We start from the raw sequence: 16,469 nt of genomic DNA, 5'->3' as shown, positions 1-16,469 counted from the left end.
TCTTACCCCTTTTCCCAAACCTGGAGCATTGACCATGAATCGGAAATCCACCCGGCTGGCCCGGACCACGCTGTTCTGCGGCATCGCCGCCTGTACCGTCTCCCTGACCACCGTCGCCGGGGAAATCGAGCAGATCGACCCGGTCGCCCTGTCACCGGACATGTATTCGCTGCTGCTGGAAAACGAACACGTGCGCATCGTCGAGTACCAGATCGCCCCGGGCGAGAAGGAGCCGTGGCACACCCATCCGGCCAAGGCGATGTACGTGGTCGACGGCGGGACCTTGCAGATCACCCTGCCCGACGGCACTTCCTTCGTCACCGAAGAGGAGGCCGGCGAAGCGCACTGGATGGGCGCCGTGGGACGGCATTACGGCACCAATGTGGGCGATACCACCGTGCGACTCGTGATGGTCGAGGTCAAGGGCGCCGATGCGGTGGCCGAGGACGCGGAATCGTTGAAGGAATTCGCCGAGCCCGGTTCCTGAACCCGGCTCCCTCCCGGCGGGTGGCCACTGCTCCCGCCGTTCCGGCCACCACCATCAGTCGACCGATTCGAAACCGTCCAGGAACAGCGGCAGGGTCGGTTCGTCGTCTTCATTGACCACCGGAACGTCGCTGCCGTCGAGGCCGTCGTAGACCGGATCGCCGCTGGTGGCCGGCGCGGTGACGATGAGGTAGGCGACGTCGCCATCGTCCACGGCGTCGTCCTCCCCGGTAACGGTGGCCTGCTGCGGTTGATCCCAGTCGCCGGTACCGAATTGCAGGCTGGCCGGCGCCACCGTGCCTTCCCCGGGATCGTCGCTGGAAAGAGCGATGGAAACCGAAGCGGTGGGTTCGGAGGCGAGCACCACGGTGAACGTCGCGGTGCCGCCGGCCTCGGTGGTCGGTCCGGAAATGGCCGATACCGTAATCCCGGCGGTATCGTCGTCTTCGTTGGTCACCGCCACGTCCGCGACCGGCAGCCCGTGATAACCGCCATCCGCACTGCTGACCGGACCGGTCAGAATCGCATACCCGACATCGCCGTCATCCACTGCGTCGTCTTCGCCGGTCACGGTCACGTCCTGCGGGACCAACCAGTTCTGATCGTCGAACACCAGTTGGCCCGGTTGCACGCTGCCTTCCGATGCATCACCGGTCGCCAGCGCGATGGTGACGTCCGCCAATGGCTGGCTGTCGAGCATCACGGCGAAGCTGGCCTGCCCGCCGGCTTCCGTGGTGTTGCCGGAAATCGGCCCGACCGAGATGCCGGCCGTGTCGTCGTCCTGATTCAGCAATACAACGTCGGGCGCATCCAGGCCGTCATAGTCAGTGTCGTCACTGATGGCCGCGGCGATGATCGCCGTCCAGCCCACGTCGCCGTCATCGACAGCATCATCGACCCCGGTCAGCGTAACGGTTCGCGGTGTGTTCCAGTCCGCATCGGTGAACAGCAGGGACGTGGGTGATACCTGGCCCTCAGTCGAGTCGGAAGTCGACAAGGCGATGCCGACATCGTGTGACGGCTGGCTGTCCAGCACTACGGTAAATTCCGCTTTCGCGCCGTCCTCGCTGGTGTCACCGCTTACCGGTGAGACCGTGATCCCGGCCGTGGAGCCCGGCGGCAGCACGGTGGTCTCGTCGGTGGCGTCGGAACTCGCGGTGTTCTGGATGCCGGCCGGCATGCCCACCGTGACCGTATTCGACAAGGTGCCGGTGAAGCCGGCGTCGACGGTCGCGTCGACCGTGTAGGTGACCGTCCCGCCCAGTGGCAGATCGACGGTGGTGTTCAGATCGCCGTTGCCGGCGGCGTCATCGCAGGCCGCACCACCGCTGGCGTTGCATACCCAGGTAACGCCGGTCAGCGCGGCCGCGAACGTGTCGCTCACACTGGCGCCGATCACGGACACGTCGGCGGGGCCATTGTGGCTCAGGGTGATCGTGTACTGGGTGGCCGAGCCCGCCGTGATGGATGCCCGTCCATCGGTTTTGCCGACCGCCAGTTCGACCATCGCGTTCCAGCCCACGTCCAGCATCAGGTGATTGGTCAGGCGGGTCGAGAAGATTTCCTGCAGAAACGGCTCCATCAGCTCGTTGGGGTCCACCGCCGTGTCCCAATGGCTGACCGATGAGCCGGGTGCCAGGGTAGTGGGCGCATACAGGCGCACCCGGCCGCTGGCGTGGCGGCCGGTGCTGAGCAGTCCGGCGACCTCGCCCACCCGCGCTCCGGCCCAGGTGAGGTTGCCGTCGTCCTTCGCGGAGTTCATACGACCGGTATCGTTCATTGCCGTCCACAGGGTCGGGCTGGGTGTCTCGTCAAGCAGGAAGCGGCTGTAGTGATCGGGTTGCTCGGTGCCCTGGCAGCAGAAAGCCCCCGACTGCTTGTCCACGAAGGTCAGGAAACCGAGTCCGTGGGCGATCTCGTGCAGGACGGTCGTGGTGAAGGCGATGGTGCCGGCCGGAGCCGGAGCGCCAATGACATAGGACCAGCCGAGGGCTTCGAGACAGCGGGGCTGTCCGATATCCTGGTTGAAGTTGGCACTGATGTCGGACCGGGCGGGATCGATATCCTCGCCGGACAGGGCATTGGCCAGGGCCTGGGGATACCAGGTATTGGCTTGCGGCGCGCCATCGAAGTCGCTGGCGATAAAGCCGCTGGGCCCGGCCGAGCCCAGTACCGCGCTGTCCTGGTCACATTCCAGCGAAGTCATTTGCGCGTCGATGACGATGGTGATGGGACTGACCAGGGTCGCGGCCCACTGCTGCGCGGCCGCTTCGAAAGCGTTCAGGCGCTGCTGACCGACGGTCGTGCCCGGGTTGCCCGTCACCGGGCTGACCGCAGTGCTGTCGTTGAATCCTTCGCCGGTACCGTTGACGTTGTTGACGATGACCGTGGCGGCGCCGGCCGGATTCGCTGCGAGCACCCACGCGAACGCGAGCACCCACGCGCCGGTCATGCTTCCAATTCGAGCCACGATGCCAGCTCGTGTCCGGCCGTCGGGTTGGATTTCAGTCATGGCTGGCGGGGCCGGCGTGGTCGTGATCCGCCGCCCGGGCCGGTGGATCGGCCGGCGTCACGGCGCGGTGGCAGGTGATGATTTCACCATCCACGATTTCGACCCGGGTCTCGGACATGAAACGATTACCAATGTCCGCGACGACCACACCATCGGGACGCCGGGTGACCACAATGGGTGCTGTCACACTCTGATCGGCAGACACCGAAGGAGGACCGGGCAGCGGCCGGTCAATCAATTCACCTGTCCGGGGATCGACTTGAACGCGGAGTGCGGGTGCCGAATCCTGCGCGTCCGTGGCGCCATTCGCCGCAGCCGCGCCACCACAGCCGGAGTCCGCCGACGCCGAATTCGCTGCGGCCAGAAGCAGGCCCAGGAGCAGACCGATCCATGCGCCCGGCCTGGCGTGCGCGCCGGGCCACGGCCGGGAGCCGGCTGCCAGCGAACAACAAGAGGGGCTGAAATCCATTCGATCCGCGAACACCGGCTTTCCTGTTCGGCGACTTCGCGGCGTGTCCGGTTTTACCCGAAAAAAACGATAACACACGCTCATATCCCACAAATTCCCTGTGAAATCGCATGGTAACCCGTTCGAACGTTCAAATCACGGAGTTCGTGCGCCCGGATACGACCCGTCTCAGGTGCCGGCAGCCGACAGCAGTTCCCGCAACGCGCCGGCGTCGGTCACGGGCGTCTGGCAGGTGAATCGCTCGCACAGGTAAGCGGCGGGCTGGCCTCCGACCAGCGATCGGTCGCGCAGCAGGGGCACCTGGTGCGCGGCGTCCGGTGAACCCGCGGCCACCACCAGGTTCGGCCGAAACAGCTCGTCGGCAGCCGCGAGAAAAGCGTCGATATCCGGTCGATCCCCGATGACCGCGAGTTCGCGCGGCCGGCCCTGCGTGAAACTGGCCACCTTGAGCCATTCGCCGAACCCGCCCGGATGACGCGTGGCGATTTCGCTCACCCGGGCCAGCGCTGCTTCCGCCATGGCGAGCCAACGCGACTCGCCCGACAGCAAGCCCAGGCGAAACAGCACCATTGCCGCCTTGGCATTGCCGCTGGGCATGGCGTTGTCCTGCAAATCCCGCGGACGCACGATCAGACGCTCGTGGTCGTCCGAGGTGTCATAGAACCCCGCGCCTTCCGGATCGGCGAAATGGGTCTGAATGTGCCCGGCCAACTCACGAGCCCACAGATACCAGGACTCGTCGAAGGTCGCCTCGTACAGCGCCAGCAGGCCTTCGCACAGACAGGCGTAGTCTTCCAGATAGGCATTGTGGCGGGGACCGACGCCATCCTTCCACGCACGCCACAGCCGGCCGTCGTCGCGCCGCAGGTGGGTGCGCAGAAAAGTCGCGTTCCGAATCGCCGTTTCCAGCAGATCCGGGCGACCGAGGAAACGCCCGGCCTCGGCGTAGGCGGTCAGCATCAATCCGTTCCAGGCCGTCAGAACCTTGTCATCCAGCCCCGGGCGGACCCGTTGCTCACGGGCATCGAACAGGATGCCGCGGCATTGATTCATCCGCGCGTCGAAGGCTTCCGGCGACAGGCCGGCCTGTGCAGCCAGCTCGGACGAATCACCAGCCCGGTGCAGGATATTGCTGCCTTCCCAGTTACCCTCTTCGCTCACTCCGTACAGGCGCATGAAGGCATCGGCATCATCGCCCAGCAACCGCCGGATCTCATCCGCCTGCCAGACATAGAATCGCCCTTCCTCACCCTCGCTGTCGGCGTCCTCACTGCTGTAGAAACCACCCGCTTCGTGACACAGGTCGCGGGCCACGTAAGCCAGCGTGGATTCAGCGACGGCGCGAAATCCGGCCTCTCCGGTCACCTGCCAGAGGTGCAGGTAGCTGCGAGCCAGTTGCGCATTGTCGTACAGCATTTTCTCGAAATGCGGCACCAGCCACCCGGCATCGGTCGCATAACGCGCGAAGCCGCCCCCAAGGTGGTCATGAATACCGCCGTCGGCCATTCGCTCCAGGGTGAATCGCGCCATGTGCAGGGCTTCGTTGCTCCCCGTGCGCACCTGCTCGCGCAACAGGAAATCCAGCACCATGGGTTGCGGGAATTTCGGGGCTCCGCCGAAGCCACCCTGTTTGGGGTCGAAGCTCTGCTTCAGGCCCTCCACTGCCAGGTCCAGGTCGGCGGAATCGATGCGGCCAGCGGCGGCGGTCTCGCCAGCCTGCGCCAGATGCCGGGTCACCTGCTCCGCGGTCGAGTCGACGTCCTCGCGCCGGTTGGCCCACGCATCCGCCACACCATTGAGCAATTGCCGAAAAGATGGCATCCCGTAGCGCGGCTCTTTCGGATAATACGTTCCGCAGTAGAACGGCCTGCCATCCGGGGTCAGAAACACGGTCATCGGCCAGCCGCCCTGCCCGGTCATGGCGGTGGTGGCGGACATGTAGATGCCGTCGAGGTCCGGCCGCTCTTCCCGGTCAACCTTGATGTTGATGAAGTGCCGGTTCATCAAGGCCGCGGTCTCTGCGTCCTCGAAGGACTCGTGCGCCATCACGTGGCACCAGTGGCAGGCGGCATACCCGATGCTCAGCAAAATGGGCCGGTTTTCGTCACGCGCCCGTTGCAGCGCCTCTTCGCACCACGGATACCAGTCGACGGGATTGTCCGCGTGCTGCTGCAAGTAAGGGCTGGATTCCTGGATCAGACGGTTGGTCATGAGGATCTCGTTGATTGTAAGCGCCGCGGGCTGGCCACGGGCGGGTCAATTCGCCTGCCCGGGCGGCCGGGCATCCGGCGCGGTCAGGAGCACCACACGCTCGCTGTAAAAGCCGTTGAAGCGGGTGCGACCCGCCAGGCTGTAGGCACCGAGACTGCCAAACTCGAGGTGGTCGCCCGGTCGGATATCGGCCGGCAGGGGAACCCTGCCGGGCAGAACGTCGGTCGAATCGCAGGTCGGCCCGTAGAGGCTGAATTGCCGGGTATCGCCGGAGTGGCTCGAACCGTCACGAAAAACCCGAACCGGGTAGCGGTCGTGACCCTTGAATCGCAATTCCCAGAATATGCCGAACATGCCGTCGTTCAGGTACAGCCGGTCGTCTTTTCGCAACAGCACTTCCACCACCGCCGACAGGCCGGGCGCCGCGAGGGCCCGCCCCGGCTCGGCCAGGATGGCGCCATCGTCCGCCAACGGCAGCCGCGCCGACATGTTGCGGATGCTGTCGAAGTAGTCCTCCAGTGGCGGTACCCGGAAACCGGGATAACTGCGCGGAAATCCACCGCCGACATCGACCAGGCGAACCCGAAACGGCAACCGGTTCAGGACCGTCTGCGCGACCTCCATCGCGTATTCGTACGCTTCCGGCCGGGTCACTGACGAACCCACATTGAACGCCAGCGCAGCTTCGGCGCCGCGGTCCGCCACCGCCTCCATCAGGCCGGGCACGCTCTCCGGCGGCGCGCCGAACTTGGTGGACAGGTTCTGCAGGGCCGCCTCGTGGCTGACCGCCATGCGCGTGAATACCACGACCTCTTCGAGCGGTACTTGGTCGGCCAGCAGATCGAGACCCGCGGTATGGTCAATCACGAAATGCCGCACGCCGAAGTTTTCGAACGCGGACCGCGCCGCGCCGCGCGGGCGAACCGGGATCATGAAGTAACAGTGGGCGTCGGGGCACAACCCGCGCACCTGTTCGATTTCCGCCAGGGACGCACAGTCAAAATGGGTGACTCCGCCCTGATTCAGCAGCCGGATCACCGCCGGGTGATCGTTGGCTTTCACCGCGTAGAGCACGTGGCCGGGAAACCCGGCGACGAAGGCGGCGGCCTGCTCGCGATAAATTTCCGGATACACGCAGTAGACCGGCTCGGCCGGCCGTTCGCGGGCCAGCAGCGATGCGGTATCGGCACAGGTCTCCAGGCCAAAGGCGGAGTCTTCGGGGAAGCCGAAATCCGGGCCGCGAGCGGAAGTGACGGACATGGCGGGATGATAACAGGCGGTGCCGGCGGGAACATCCACCCGCTTCGGCGTTGACGCGCACCGGCGGGACCGCTAAGTTGCGCCGAAGGGCCCTGCGCCGCCTGCGACCGGAACACCTCACTCCCGATGTCCCCAGCCCGCTATGACCTGCCCATTCACAGCGAGTCCCTGCGCCGTACGGCGTCCGCCTGGCTGATGCTTGGGCTCGCGGCCCTGGTAGGGGCGGGACTGTTTTCGTTGATGCTGGTCCTGGCTCGAACGCCGGCCATCCAGGACCTCCTTCCCGTCGCCGATTTTTTCCGTGTCGCGCTCGTCATCCACGTCAACCTGTCCGTACTGATCTGGCTGCTCTCGATCGCCGGCGTGTTCTGGGCGCTGGCCTGCCGCGACGACCGGCCGGTCTGGGACCGTTTCTCGTTCTGGATGGCCGCGGCCGGAACCGCCACCGTCGCGCTGTCGCCCCTCGCCGGTGCCGCCGAACCGTTGATGAACAACTACATACCCATTCTGAGGCATCCGGTGTTTCACACCGGCATGGCCTTGTTCGCGGCCGGAATCTTCATTCATCTGGCGCGCACCAGCCTGCCTTGGCGTGACTGCCCGGCGGAACCGCGTGGCCGGCTGACCGGAGCGGACGCCTTGCGCACCGGAAGCCGATTGGCCGCGGCCATCACCGGCATCGCCATCTTCGCCCTGCTCGCTTCCCTGACCAGCCTGCCCGCCGGCATGGGTGGCCTGGCATATTACGAATTTCTGTTCTGGGGCAGCGGTCACGTGCTTCAGTTCACCCATACCCTGCTGATGATGCTGAGCTGGGTCCTGCTGGCCAGCGCCAGCGGCTGCCGTTTTCCGTTATCCCCCCGCGTGACGATCAGTTTTCTGCTGATTCTCGCGATGCCGGTGATCACCGTCCCGTTCCTGTACCTCGCGCACGACGTAATGTCACCAGGGCACCGTCTGGCTTTTACCGAGCTGATGAAATTCGGCGGCCTTTCCTGCCTGCCGCTGGGTCTCGCCGTCGTCGTCAGTCTGTGGGGAGCGGCTCCGGCACAGGGTGAGGCGCGCTTTCTTCGCGCCGCGCTGGTGACTTCCATCGTGCTTTTCGCGACCGGCGGCGTCCTCGGCTTCATGATTTCGGGCCTGGACATCGTCATTCCCGCTCACTACCACGGCTCCACGGTGGGCGTGACCATCGCATTCATGGGTCTGACCTACTACCTCCTGCCGCGATTGGGGTTTGGCGCGGTACCGCAACGCATGGCTTTCTGGCAACCGATTGTTTACGGATCGGGTCAGCTGATGCACATCGCCGGGCTGGCATGGACGGGGGGATACGGGGTGCAGCGTAAAACCGCCGGGGCGGAACAGGGTCTCGACCGGATCGGTGAAATCGCCGGCATGGGGCTGATGGGCCTGGGCGGCCTGGTTTCGGTGATCGGCGGACTGCTGTTCCTGATCGTCGCCTGGCGCGCTCTGCGCAACCGGCACGCGGTGCCGGCCAGCCAAACTCAGGCAGAGGATGAAACAGAATGTCGGAACTGATCCTTTTCACGTTCAACGCCATCGTCATCTACCTGCTCGCCGATGCCGTGCTGCGCTGGATCGAACGCCGCCGCGGAGCCGTGCTGGAGCACCGCCAGATCGTTTTCTTCGTGATCTTCCTGGGCCTGGCTCTTGTGACGTTTTCGGCGCTCCGGCACTACCTGGGGCCAGGCTGACAGCTCAGCGGTATTTCCGCTCAGTGGTGGTGTGAATCGGGAAAGGCCGCGTGTAAACGGGCATCGAAACTGGCGAAGTGCACGGTGAACCAGTCCGCCAGCCGCCGTTGCAGTTCCTCACGCCCCTGCTCCGGATTCGCGGCATGGACATCCATCAGATCACGCATGTCGTCCAGTAGTTCTTCGTGATTCGCCTTGTGTTCCTCGTACTCGCGCCAGCCGACACGCCGCATCATCTGCTCTTCGAGCGCGAAATGCGCCGCGATGCCGGAATGGATTTCGCCCAGTGCATGCTCGATGGTATCGGGGTCCGGTGTTCCTTCCAGTTCCCGGTAAACGTCGTTGATCATTTCGATCATGGCTCGATGTTCCGCATCGACGGCGGGAACGCCGACTTCGTATTCGGGTTTCCAGTCGATCAGGGCCATGGGCTTCACTCCTCCCGAATCCGGAACCGGTCGTTGGCCGGGTCGAAGTCGATAACGACATGCTGACCGGGGCGCAGCGTGACAGCACGCTCATGCCGGTAGTCGAAACCGGTTTCCCGTCCCGAGTCCGCCATGCCGACGAACATCCGGTGCGTTCCGGCCGGCAACGTGAATCGGGCGTACACGGTGGATTCTCCGTCACTCCACAAACCACTCGCCTCCAGGGTTCTCTGGTACAGAACTTCACCGTCGGCGCGAAGTTCCACGCGCAGCGGCCGGCGTTCGCGCGGGCAGTCCATGGGTTTGCGCATGTTCGGTGGCAAGTCGTTCAGTTCGTCCTGGGTCAGGCGACGGCATTCGCTCACGCGCTGACCGGCATGCGAAAAACTCAGCGACAGGACGGATTCTTCGGGTCCCAACAGCTCGAATACCGGCCAGGAGGAAAAGGCGCCCGCCGCCACGGCGAACAGCGCAGCGCCCAGTCCGCGGGCGGTAATCCGAACCCAGCCGCGCGCCGGCGGCCGGGGTGCGGGCGCCTGGTCCGCTTGCAGTGCGGACAACCGGCCGCGCAATTCGGCCAGTGCCTGTGCCGGCGTCCGGGCTGGAGCGGACGCGACTTCCCAGGCCATACCCACCCGCCGCGAATCCACTCGCGCACGCAGGTGAGGATCCCGTTCCCGCCCGATACGTGCTTCGGTCCATTGCTGGCCCAGGCGGTAACGGCAGGTCCCGTCCGCGCAACCGGCGAACAGCACGCCGTCGGCCAGGTCACGGCTGAGTATGTAGTCCACGTAGGCGGGCGGGATATGTCCCGCGCAGCGGGGCATCAGCACCGCCGTCGCGGAGTCGGCCAGGTCCTTGAGCTGGCCGCTGCCGTCACAGCCGATCACGATCACGCGGCCGGTCCCTTCGAGGCCGCTGGCCAGTTGCTCGAGTTCCTCCCGCAGCATCAGTGCCGAGATGTCCGGCAGGTCGATTCCGGGCGACAGGGCACTGGCCTTGCGGAACGGCATGGCCGTTGGGCAGGCCCCCACGCAGATTCCGCAACTCACACACAGTGCGGGATCCACCACCGCTTCGACCTCATAGCGCGAACCGTCGGTACGCGGCTGCATGGTCACGGCGCCGTACGGGCAATCGTCGGCACAGCGGCGGCAGCCATTGCAGTTGTCCAGATCCACCCGGGCTACCGGCGGGGTTCGCCTCGGCGGCAGCCAGGGGGCGATGAACAGCAACAGGCTGCAGCCTGCCAGCAGGGCCCACACCGCGCCCGGCGACCAGGCCTGGGTGAGTGGATAGGCGGCCAGGTAATACCAGTCGAGCCCCAGCGACTGGGGCACCTCGGAGAGGTCGGCGCGGCCCTGGCTCAAGGCCGGGAAGGCGATCGACAGGGCCAGCAGGCCCAGCAGGCTCACCGCCATCAGGGTGCGTGGCGGATTGATGGACGGCTGGCTGATGCGAAATACGTGCAACCAGATGGCGAACACCAGGAACAGCGGCAAACCGATCACGTGCAGGAAGGCCATCAGGGTAAAGAAACGGTTGCTGACCGATTCGGCCAGCAGAAAATTGCGCGCCATCGAATCGGTGAAGATGGGCAACCAATCCAGCAGTTCGGCCGACGTCAAGGCCACGTACTGCGCCAGGCTGTCCCACACCAGCCAGTAGCCCGTAATGCCCAGAGGAATCACGATCCACAGCAGAGGCAGTCCCGTGATCCAGCTGAACCACTGCTTGCCGCGATACCGGTCACCGGCCCACTCGTGCACGATATGCAGCACCAGGGTCACCACAGCCGCGTCCGACGCATAGCGATGCAGGCTGCGCATCACCCCGCCGAAGTACCACTGCCCGTGGGTCAGGTACTCGACTGAATCGTAAGCGCCGTCGATACTGGTGCGGAAAAACAGGAACAGCCACACACCGCTGACCAGCACGATCCAGAACAGGAAAATCGTCAGCGCGCCCAGGTAAGCCAGCGGATTCCCCTCACCGCCGAGGACCCTTTCGAGCAGTAGGCCGATACGTTCGAAACCGCTTTGCACCAGGCGTTTGACCGGACCCGCCATCAGCCTTGTCCTTGCCGCCGCGCACGCCAGGTCTCGCGCACGAACCAGCCACCGAAGACCAGCAACACCAGCGCTCCGACGGCCATTCCGACGAACAGCGAATAATCGAAGCGGTACAGGCCGGTCGTGGGATCGTAGACGGTGCAGAAGAGCCGGACCCGGTCGGCCAGCCCGGAAAATACGTGGCGGTCAGCAGCCGGTGTATCGAAAACCAGTTCCTTGAGCGGCTCCACCAGCCAGGGCAGATCGAAATCCGCGCCGTAAACCTGGCGATAAATCACCCCGTCCCGATCGACCACGGTGACCTGATTGATGTGGTCGAATCCCCGCGGCGACGGGAAGTAAACGAAACCCAGGTTCCCGGTCAGCTGTTTCATGCTGGCGGCGTCACCGCTCAGGAACAGCCAGTCCGGATCGCGAATCTTCAACCTTCGCGCGAATGCGGCCATCGCCTGGGGGCTGTCATTGGGCGTGTCGAAGCCGACTGTGACAATGCGGAAGCTGCCCTCACCCAGCGCGTCCCGCGCCGCTTCCACGGCGTTGGCCAGGTGCCGGGTGATGGCCGGGCACACGTGATAGCAGGATGTGAAGATCATACTGATCAAAACCGGCTTGTCTCCAAGCTCGGAAAGCCGCACACTGCGCCCGGCGCTGTCTGTCAGACTCACATCGGCCAGCGGATTTCCCACCGCGGCCTGCGATATCGCGAGCGCTGCCTCGGCATCATAGCCAGCTTCGGAATCGACCTGCGCCAGGGCCGATACGGGAAGCAACACCGCCATCATGAACGCGGCACCCAACCGGACAACTGTCATCAGCACATCAATACCGAAGACGTCAGTTCTCAACGAACTTGTGGTTCAGGGCGGAACCCATCAGGACATCGGCCATACGGATGCCAGGTACTTCCAGTTGATCGCGTAATATATGACGAAGATCGCCAGGAAAAAGAGCGCGAACAGGAAGGTTCCCGGTGCCGCGAAGCCGAATTTTCCAGCGGCCGCGTGACCGCCTTCGGACAGCACATCCGGTTCGGCACGCTTGAGCATCGTCATGGCCGTGCCATAGGTCGACTCGGATTCAACACGTTTGCCGAAGAACACCGACAGCACAGTAATCATAACGAATATGGCGCCGCCGACAATGGCGGCCATTCCGCTGACGCCAACGATCCCCATCAGGGTGTAGGCGCTGGCCGGATAATCAAAGCTCAGCAGTGAATCGGTGAACGTCATGTCCCAATGGCGGCGCTGTACGCCCAGGGTGCCCGCCCCCATCATCGTCAGTGTGAACACCGCCATGCCGAAACCGAACAGGTAGGGTTGCCACCTGGCCAGAGCCGGAAACATGACCTGGCGCCGAAACAGCGTCGGAATCAGGAAATAGGTCAACGACATGAAGGCCAGTGTCGTACCCAGCACCACGGTCGCGTGGAAATGACCCGGAACGTAAATCGTGTTGTGGATGATGATGTTGATCTGTTCCGTTCCCATCACGACACCGGAGATGCCACCGATGAAGCCGAACCCGACCAGCGAGATGAACATGCCGGAAAACACGGGATTCCCCCACGGGGCCTTGCGCAACCACTCATACAGGCCCTTGCTGAAACCCTTGCCGCGCTGCGCGACTTCGATCGCACCGGGCACGGTGAGTCCGTGGATCATGCTCGCCAGCACCGCCAGGTACATCGCGTAACTGGTATTGAAGATTTTCCAGGAGGCACTGAGCCCGGGGTCCACCAGCAGGTGATGCGCCGATGCGAGTTGGAGAAAGGCGATGTACAGCAGGAAGGCGCCACGACTGACCTTCTCGGACATGGGGCGGGCGCCGAACACGATGGCCGCGATGGCATACCAGACAGACACGTGCGCGGCGACGTTGATTTGCTGCGAGGAATGCCCGAAGCCCCACCAGATCAGCCGATACATGGCCGCATCGATGTTCCCGATCAGACCGACCGACCACAACCAGGTGGGCACCAGGATGATGGCGCCGGCGGCAATCGTGAACACCGCGATGATGCAGGCTGTCAATGCGCCGAACGTCACCAGCGGAATGGATCCCTCATAGGTTTTTTCTTCGCGTGCAACCACCAGGGTGCCCAGGAAAATGAAGCAACCGATCAGCGCCCCCACCGCGAACAGAATCAGGCCGAGGTAGAAATTGGAATCGGCCGGCATGGGAACGTAGGACGTCATCATTACCGACGAGTTGCCACCCAGCACCGACAGGTTGTTGATGATGGCACCCACAACCATCAGCCCGAAGGCCGCCCACGCCATCCTCGGCATGGCGATCCGGCAGCGCAACAAGGTCGAACTGCAGAAGTACAGCACGGCGATCTCGAAAAAGATGATCCAGTAGATCAGCATGTTGATGCCGTGGATGGTCAGCAGCTGATAAAACTTGTCCGCGGGCAGGAGATGAACCGCCGGCCAGCGGGTCAGCGTCACCATCAGTGCGGTGGCCCCGCCGATCAGCAGGCAGACAACCGCGGCGACCGCGTTGGCACGCATCAGCCATTCGGCCGACTTGTGAAACTGCAGCCCCGACTCGGGGCAGGTCCGGTACAGTGCGTTGCTCATGTCCCGCTCTCCTTGACCAGGATTCGGCCAACCATGTTGTGGTGACCGATGCCGCAGAATTCGTTGCAGATGATGGTTTGATCACCCGATGTGTCCGGCGTGATGGTCAGTACCATTTCGTATCCCGGCAGGATCTGGGTATTGATGTTCACCGGTTGCAGCGAAAATCCGTGCTGCCAGTCCATCGAGGCGATGTGCAAGCGATAGGTCTGACCTTTTTCCAGTTCCAGGATGGGCCACCACTGCCACAGGCGGGCGATCAGGTAGACATCACTGCCCGGCGGCGGGCTGACGACCGGTATCTGCTGGTTGGTTTCGGTGCGAACGGTATGTTCGTTCACCATCGCCATGGTCTTGGCCATGAACGCTTCGGGCGTTGTGCGGTAGGCCTCGTTGCTCAGGTTCTGTTTACCGTACACATGCCACAGCGGCATCATCGCGAACATGATCAGGGACCAGACCAGCGCTATCGCGATCCACGTGCCCTCGACCCGGTCCAACGGCTGCTTCCACCAAATGGTTTGCGCAGGCGGTTGAATGCTGGTCATCGTTATTCTCCCGGACTGAAGTTCAGCGAGCGACGGGGATCGTCACCAGTTCCATGATTCCCCAGATGATGTAGAAAACTGCCGGAAAAACCACACCGATGAACAAGAGAAGAAAGGGGTTGTCCAGAATGCGCTGCATGACGGGAATGCGTTCGGTCTGCGGGTTGGGAGTCGGTTCGCTGGCCATGGTGGTTCGATCCCTCCTGGTTTGGTTTTATACGTGTTTGAATAAAAACACCGTGCCATATTAGCAGCCCGCAGGCGCGCGGGGTTGATGCAGGTCAAATACCTTTATTCGAAATCTGTTGTATTCTGCCCCGCGTCGAGATCAACCCGTCCCTGCCACCTGCCCACGATGCGAATTTCATTTAATCCATTTGAGGGCAATCGCCCCGAGCACGTGCGAAACACCCTGACGCAGCCTGGCTTTTGGGCCCCTTGCGCCCTGGCTTTGAGTCTCTGCGCCGTGCTCACCGGCTGCGGTGAAAGCGGGCCGGGACCGGAAATCCATGACACCAAGTATCGAGCTGTCACCGCAACGGGAACCGTGCTGGATGCCGCACAGGCGCCAGGTGTATGTGCACGCGACGAATTCACCGGACTCACCTGGGAAGTCAAAACCGACGATGGCGGACTGCGCGACGCACGGCATACCTATTCATGGTTCGATCCGGACGAAGCACATGGCGGCGAACTGGATTATCGCGGCCTCCCGGATGGCGGAACCTGCGATGGCAGCGCCTGTGACACCTCTTCCTACGTGGCGGCCGTGAACGAAACGGCGCTGTGCGGTCATGCGGACTGGCGCATGCCGAGCCGGGACGAACTGGGTTCGATCAGCGACCCGCGCCGCACCACCGCGCCGCCGACCATCAACACCCGCCATTTCCCGCTCACCCGCAACGCCGAATACTGGTCCGGCAACGACTATCAGTTCCAGTACGATGCCGCCTGGGTGTGGAGCTTCCACAATGGCATGGACCGGGTAGAATGGAAAAAAACGCCCCGCCATGTGCGGCTGGTGCGTGGTGAACCGCAACGGGTGGTACGGGTCAAGGATTGAGCGGCCCGCGAGCGCGCCGCATCCCTGATGGGTGTGACCTGGCACCAACGCTGCGGCCGGTTTGCCGATGGCTGCTACCGGGCTGCTGGCCGCGAGGAATCCGACCGTGAAAACACTTGCCGGTTTTTCCCTGATACTGGTCATCGTTCTCGTTTCACTGAGCGCATACCTGCGCCTGGCGCATTCCGGCATCGGCTGCGCCGACTGGCCGGCCTGTTACGGCCTCATCGGCACCCCGGCGGCCGGCGCGGATCCGGCCGGGTTACCGTCTGCCGCGCAAGCCGGTAGCGCCTACAGGAACCTGTTGGAACGCTCCGGCGAGTCCATGGCCTGGGCCACTCCGCTGCACCGCCTGGTCGCCAGCGTCCTGGGTCTGGCCATCGTGTTTTTGAACATGCTGGCGTGGCGCCAGGGCCGGCATCGCGTGATCGCTTTGATCCTGTTGGGTCTGACCGTCTGGCTCGCGCTGCTGGGTATACGTTCGGGAAGCCTGCACGACCCGGCCGTCGTCATGGGTAACCTGGCCGGCGGATTCGCCATGCTGGCATTGATCGGTTGGCTGCGGTTTCGTCTGGCCGGGCCCCACCCGGTCGTCCGATCCACCCCACCCTGGCTGACCGCCAGCGCCATCGCACTGTTATCGGTTCAGATCATTCTGGGTGGCCTGACCAGCGCGAATTTCGCCGCCACCGCGTGCTCCACCCTGCCGGATTGTCACGGGGGATGGTGGCCGGGCCCGGAATTGGGCGAAGCGATGGATCTGTCACGCCACCATGAAGTCACTCCGTCCGGGCGTGCCGTCGGCGGGCCGGAGCGAATCGCGATTCACCGGGCCCACCGCATCGGAGCCTTGTTGGCCGGCTTCGCCGCCCTGCTGGCCGGGCTGCTGGCGTGCCGCCATCGCCGGGCCCGGGTGACCGGCGGCTTGATCACGCTTCTCGCCGTGGCCGAGTTCGGCGTCGGCGTGGCATCGGTACGGCTGGACCTGCCCATCGGTCTGGCGGTGGCTCACAACTGGCTGGCCGGCCTGCTTCTGCTGGGCCTGCTCTGGTTGCTGGTGATCACGACCCGCGCCGACTCGACCCGCTCCGCTCCCGCCTGAACCGGTCAGTCCGCT

General features: G+C 64.0%; 15 protein-coding genes. 5 read left to right on the top strand and 10 right to left on the bottom strand.

Going from position 1 to position 16,469, the window contains the following annotated elements; all coding sequences use genetic code 11:
- Positions 1-34 precede the first annotated feature (34 nt).
- Entirely contained in the window at positions 35-487 is a 453-nt protein-coding gene (locus V3330_RS17225) for a cupin domain-containing protein (RefSeq protein WP_354696688.1), read from the top strand.
- Positions 488-541: 54 nt separating this feature from the next.
- On the opposite strand, the gene V3330_RS17220 is transcribed toward V3330_RS17225, so the two are convergent.
- The 4 genes from V3330_RS17220 to V3330_RS17205 form a co-directional block, all read right to left on the bottom strand.
- Entirely contained in the window at positions 542-2,956 is a 2,415-nt protein-coding gene (locus V3330_RS17220; RefSeq protein ID WP_354696687.1) for a hypothetical protein, read from the bottom strand.
- Between the two features lie 34 nt (positions 2,957-2,990).
- A complete protein-coding gene (locus V3330_RS17215) occupies positions 2,991-3,185 on the bottom strand; it encodes a hypothetical protein (protein WP_354696686.1) in 195 nt (64 codons plus the stop codon).
- Between the two features lie 450 nt (positions 3,186-3,635).
- Positions 3,636-5,678 (bottom strand): thioredoxin domain-containing protein, encoded by a 2,043-nt coding sequence (locus tag V3330_RS17210; protein ID WP_354696685.1) that lies wholly within the window; start codon positions 5,676-5,678, stop codon positions 3,636-3,638.
- A gap of 45 nt (positions 5,679-5,723) precedes the next feature.
- Positions 5,724-6,938 (bottom strand): type III PLP-dependent enzyme domain-containing protein, encoded by a 1,215-nt coding sequence (locus V3330_RS17205; protein WP_354696684.1) that lies wholly within the window; start codon positions 6,936-6,938, stop codon positions 5,724-5,726.
- A gap of 126 nt (positions 6,939-7,064) precedes the next feature.
- On the opposite strand from V3330_RS17205, the gene V3330_RS17200 reads away from it, so the two are divergent.
- Both V3330_RS17200 and V3330_RS17195 read left to right on the top strand, forming a co-directional pair.
- Positions 7,065-8,480, top strand: a complete 1,416-nt coding sequence (locus V3330_RS17200) for a cbb3-type cytochrome c oxidase subunit I (RefSeq protein WP_354696683.1) — start codon at positions 7,065-7,067, stop codon at positions 8,478-8,480.
- A complete protein-coding gene (locus tag V3330_RS17195) occupies positions 8,468-8,656 on the top strand; it encodes a hypothetical protein (RefSeq protein ID WP_354696682.1) in 189 nt (62 codons plus the stop codon). The genes V3330_RS17200 and V3330_RS17195 overlap by 13 nt, the downstream gene beginning before the upstream one ends.
- A 20-nt stretch (positions 8,657-8,676) precedes the next feature.
- On the opposite strand, the gene V3330_RS17190 is transcribed toward V3330_RS17195, so the two are convergent.
- From V3330_RS17190 to V3330_RS17165, 6 genes are read right to left on the bottom strand one after another with little or no spacing between them, the layout of a single operon-like run.
- Positions 8,677-9,084 carry a bacteriohemerythrin gene (locus V3330_RS17190; protein ID WP_354696681.1) on the bottom strand — a complete coding sequence of 136 codons (408 nt, stop codon included), beginning with the start codon at positions 9,082-9,084 and terminating at the stop codon, positions 8,677-8,679.
- Between the two features lie 5 nt (positions 9,085-9,089).
- Positions 9,090-11,153: a 4Fe-4S binding protein gene (locus V3330_RS17185; RefSeq protein WP_354696680.1), complete on the bottom strand. Its 2,064-nt coding sequence runs from the start codon at positions 11,151-11,153 to the stop codon at positions 9,090-9,092.
- Positions 11,153-11,968 (bottom strand): SCO family protein, encoded by an 816-nt coding sequence (locus V3330_RS17180; protein ID WP_354696679.1) that lies wholly within the window; start codon positions 11,966-11,968, stop codon positions 11,153-11,155. Before V3330_RS17180 ends, V3330_RS17185 begins: the two co-directional genes overlap by 1 nt.
- Positions 11,969-12,028: 60 nt before the next feature.
- Complete coding sequence (locus tag V3330_RS17175) at positions 12,029-13,741, bottom strand: cbb3-type cytochrome c oxidase subunit I (RefSeq protein WP_354696678.1); 1,713 nt, start codon at positions 13,739-13,741, stop codon at positions 12,029-12,031.
- The gene (locus V3330_RS17170) at positions 13,738-14,289 is read right to left on the bottom strand and encodes a cupredoxin domain-containing protein (protein ID WP_354696677.1); all 552 of its coding nucleotides are present in this window, start codon (positions 14,287-14,289) and stop codon (positions 13,738-13,740) included. Before V3330_RS17170 ends, V3330_RS17175 begins: the two co-directional genes overlap by 4 nt.
- 22 nt (positions 14,290-14,311) lie before the next feature.
- Positions 14,312-14,476 carry a hypothetical protein gene (locus V3330_RS17165; RefSeq protein WP_354696676.1) on the bottom strand — a complete coding sequence of 55 codons (165 nt, stop codon included), beginning with the start codon at positions 14,474-14,476 and terminating at the stop codon, positions 14,312-14,314.
- Between the two features lie 279 nt (positions 14,477-14,755).
- Here V3330_RS17165 and V3330_RS17160 point away from each other — a divergent pair, with 279 nt between their 5' ends.
- Complete coding sequence (locus V3330_RS17160; protein WP_354696675.1) at positions 14,756-15,352, top strand: Lcl C-terminal domain-containing protein; 597 nt, start codon at positions 14,756-14,758, stop codon at positions 15,350-15,352.
- Positions 15,353-15,458: 106 nt separating this feature from the next.
- On the top strand, positions 15,459-16,454 hold the full coding sequence (locus V3330_RS17155) for a COX15/CtaA family protein (RefSeq protein ID WP_354696674.1): 996 nt from the start codon (positions 15,459-15,461) through the stop codon (positions 16,452-16,454).
- Positions 16,455-16,469 lie beyond the last annotated feature (15 nt).

Origin of the sequence: Elongatibacter sediminis (assembly GCF_037892215.1) — a bacterium.
In the GTDB taxonomy this organism is placed as follows: Bacteria; Pseudomonadota; Gammaproteobacteria; order Xanthomonadales; family SZUA-36; genus Elongatibacter; species Elongatibacter sediminis.
Note: the sequence above shows the minus strand (reverse complement) of the source record. Positions and strands in the feature narration are given on the sequence as shown.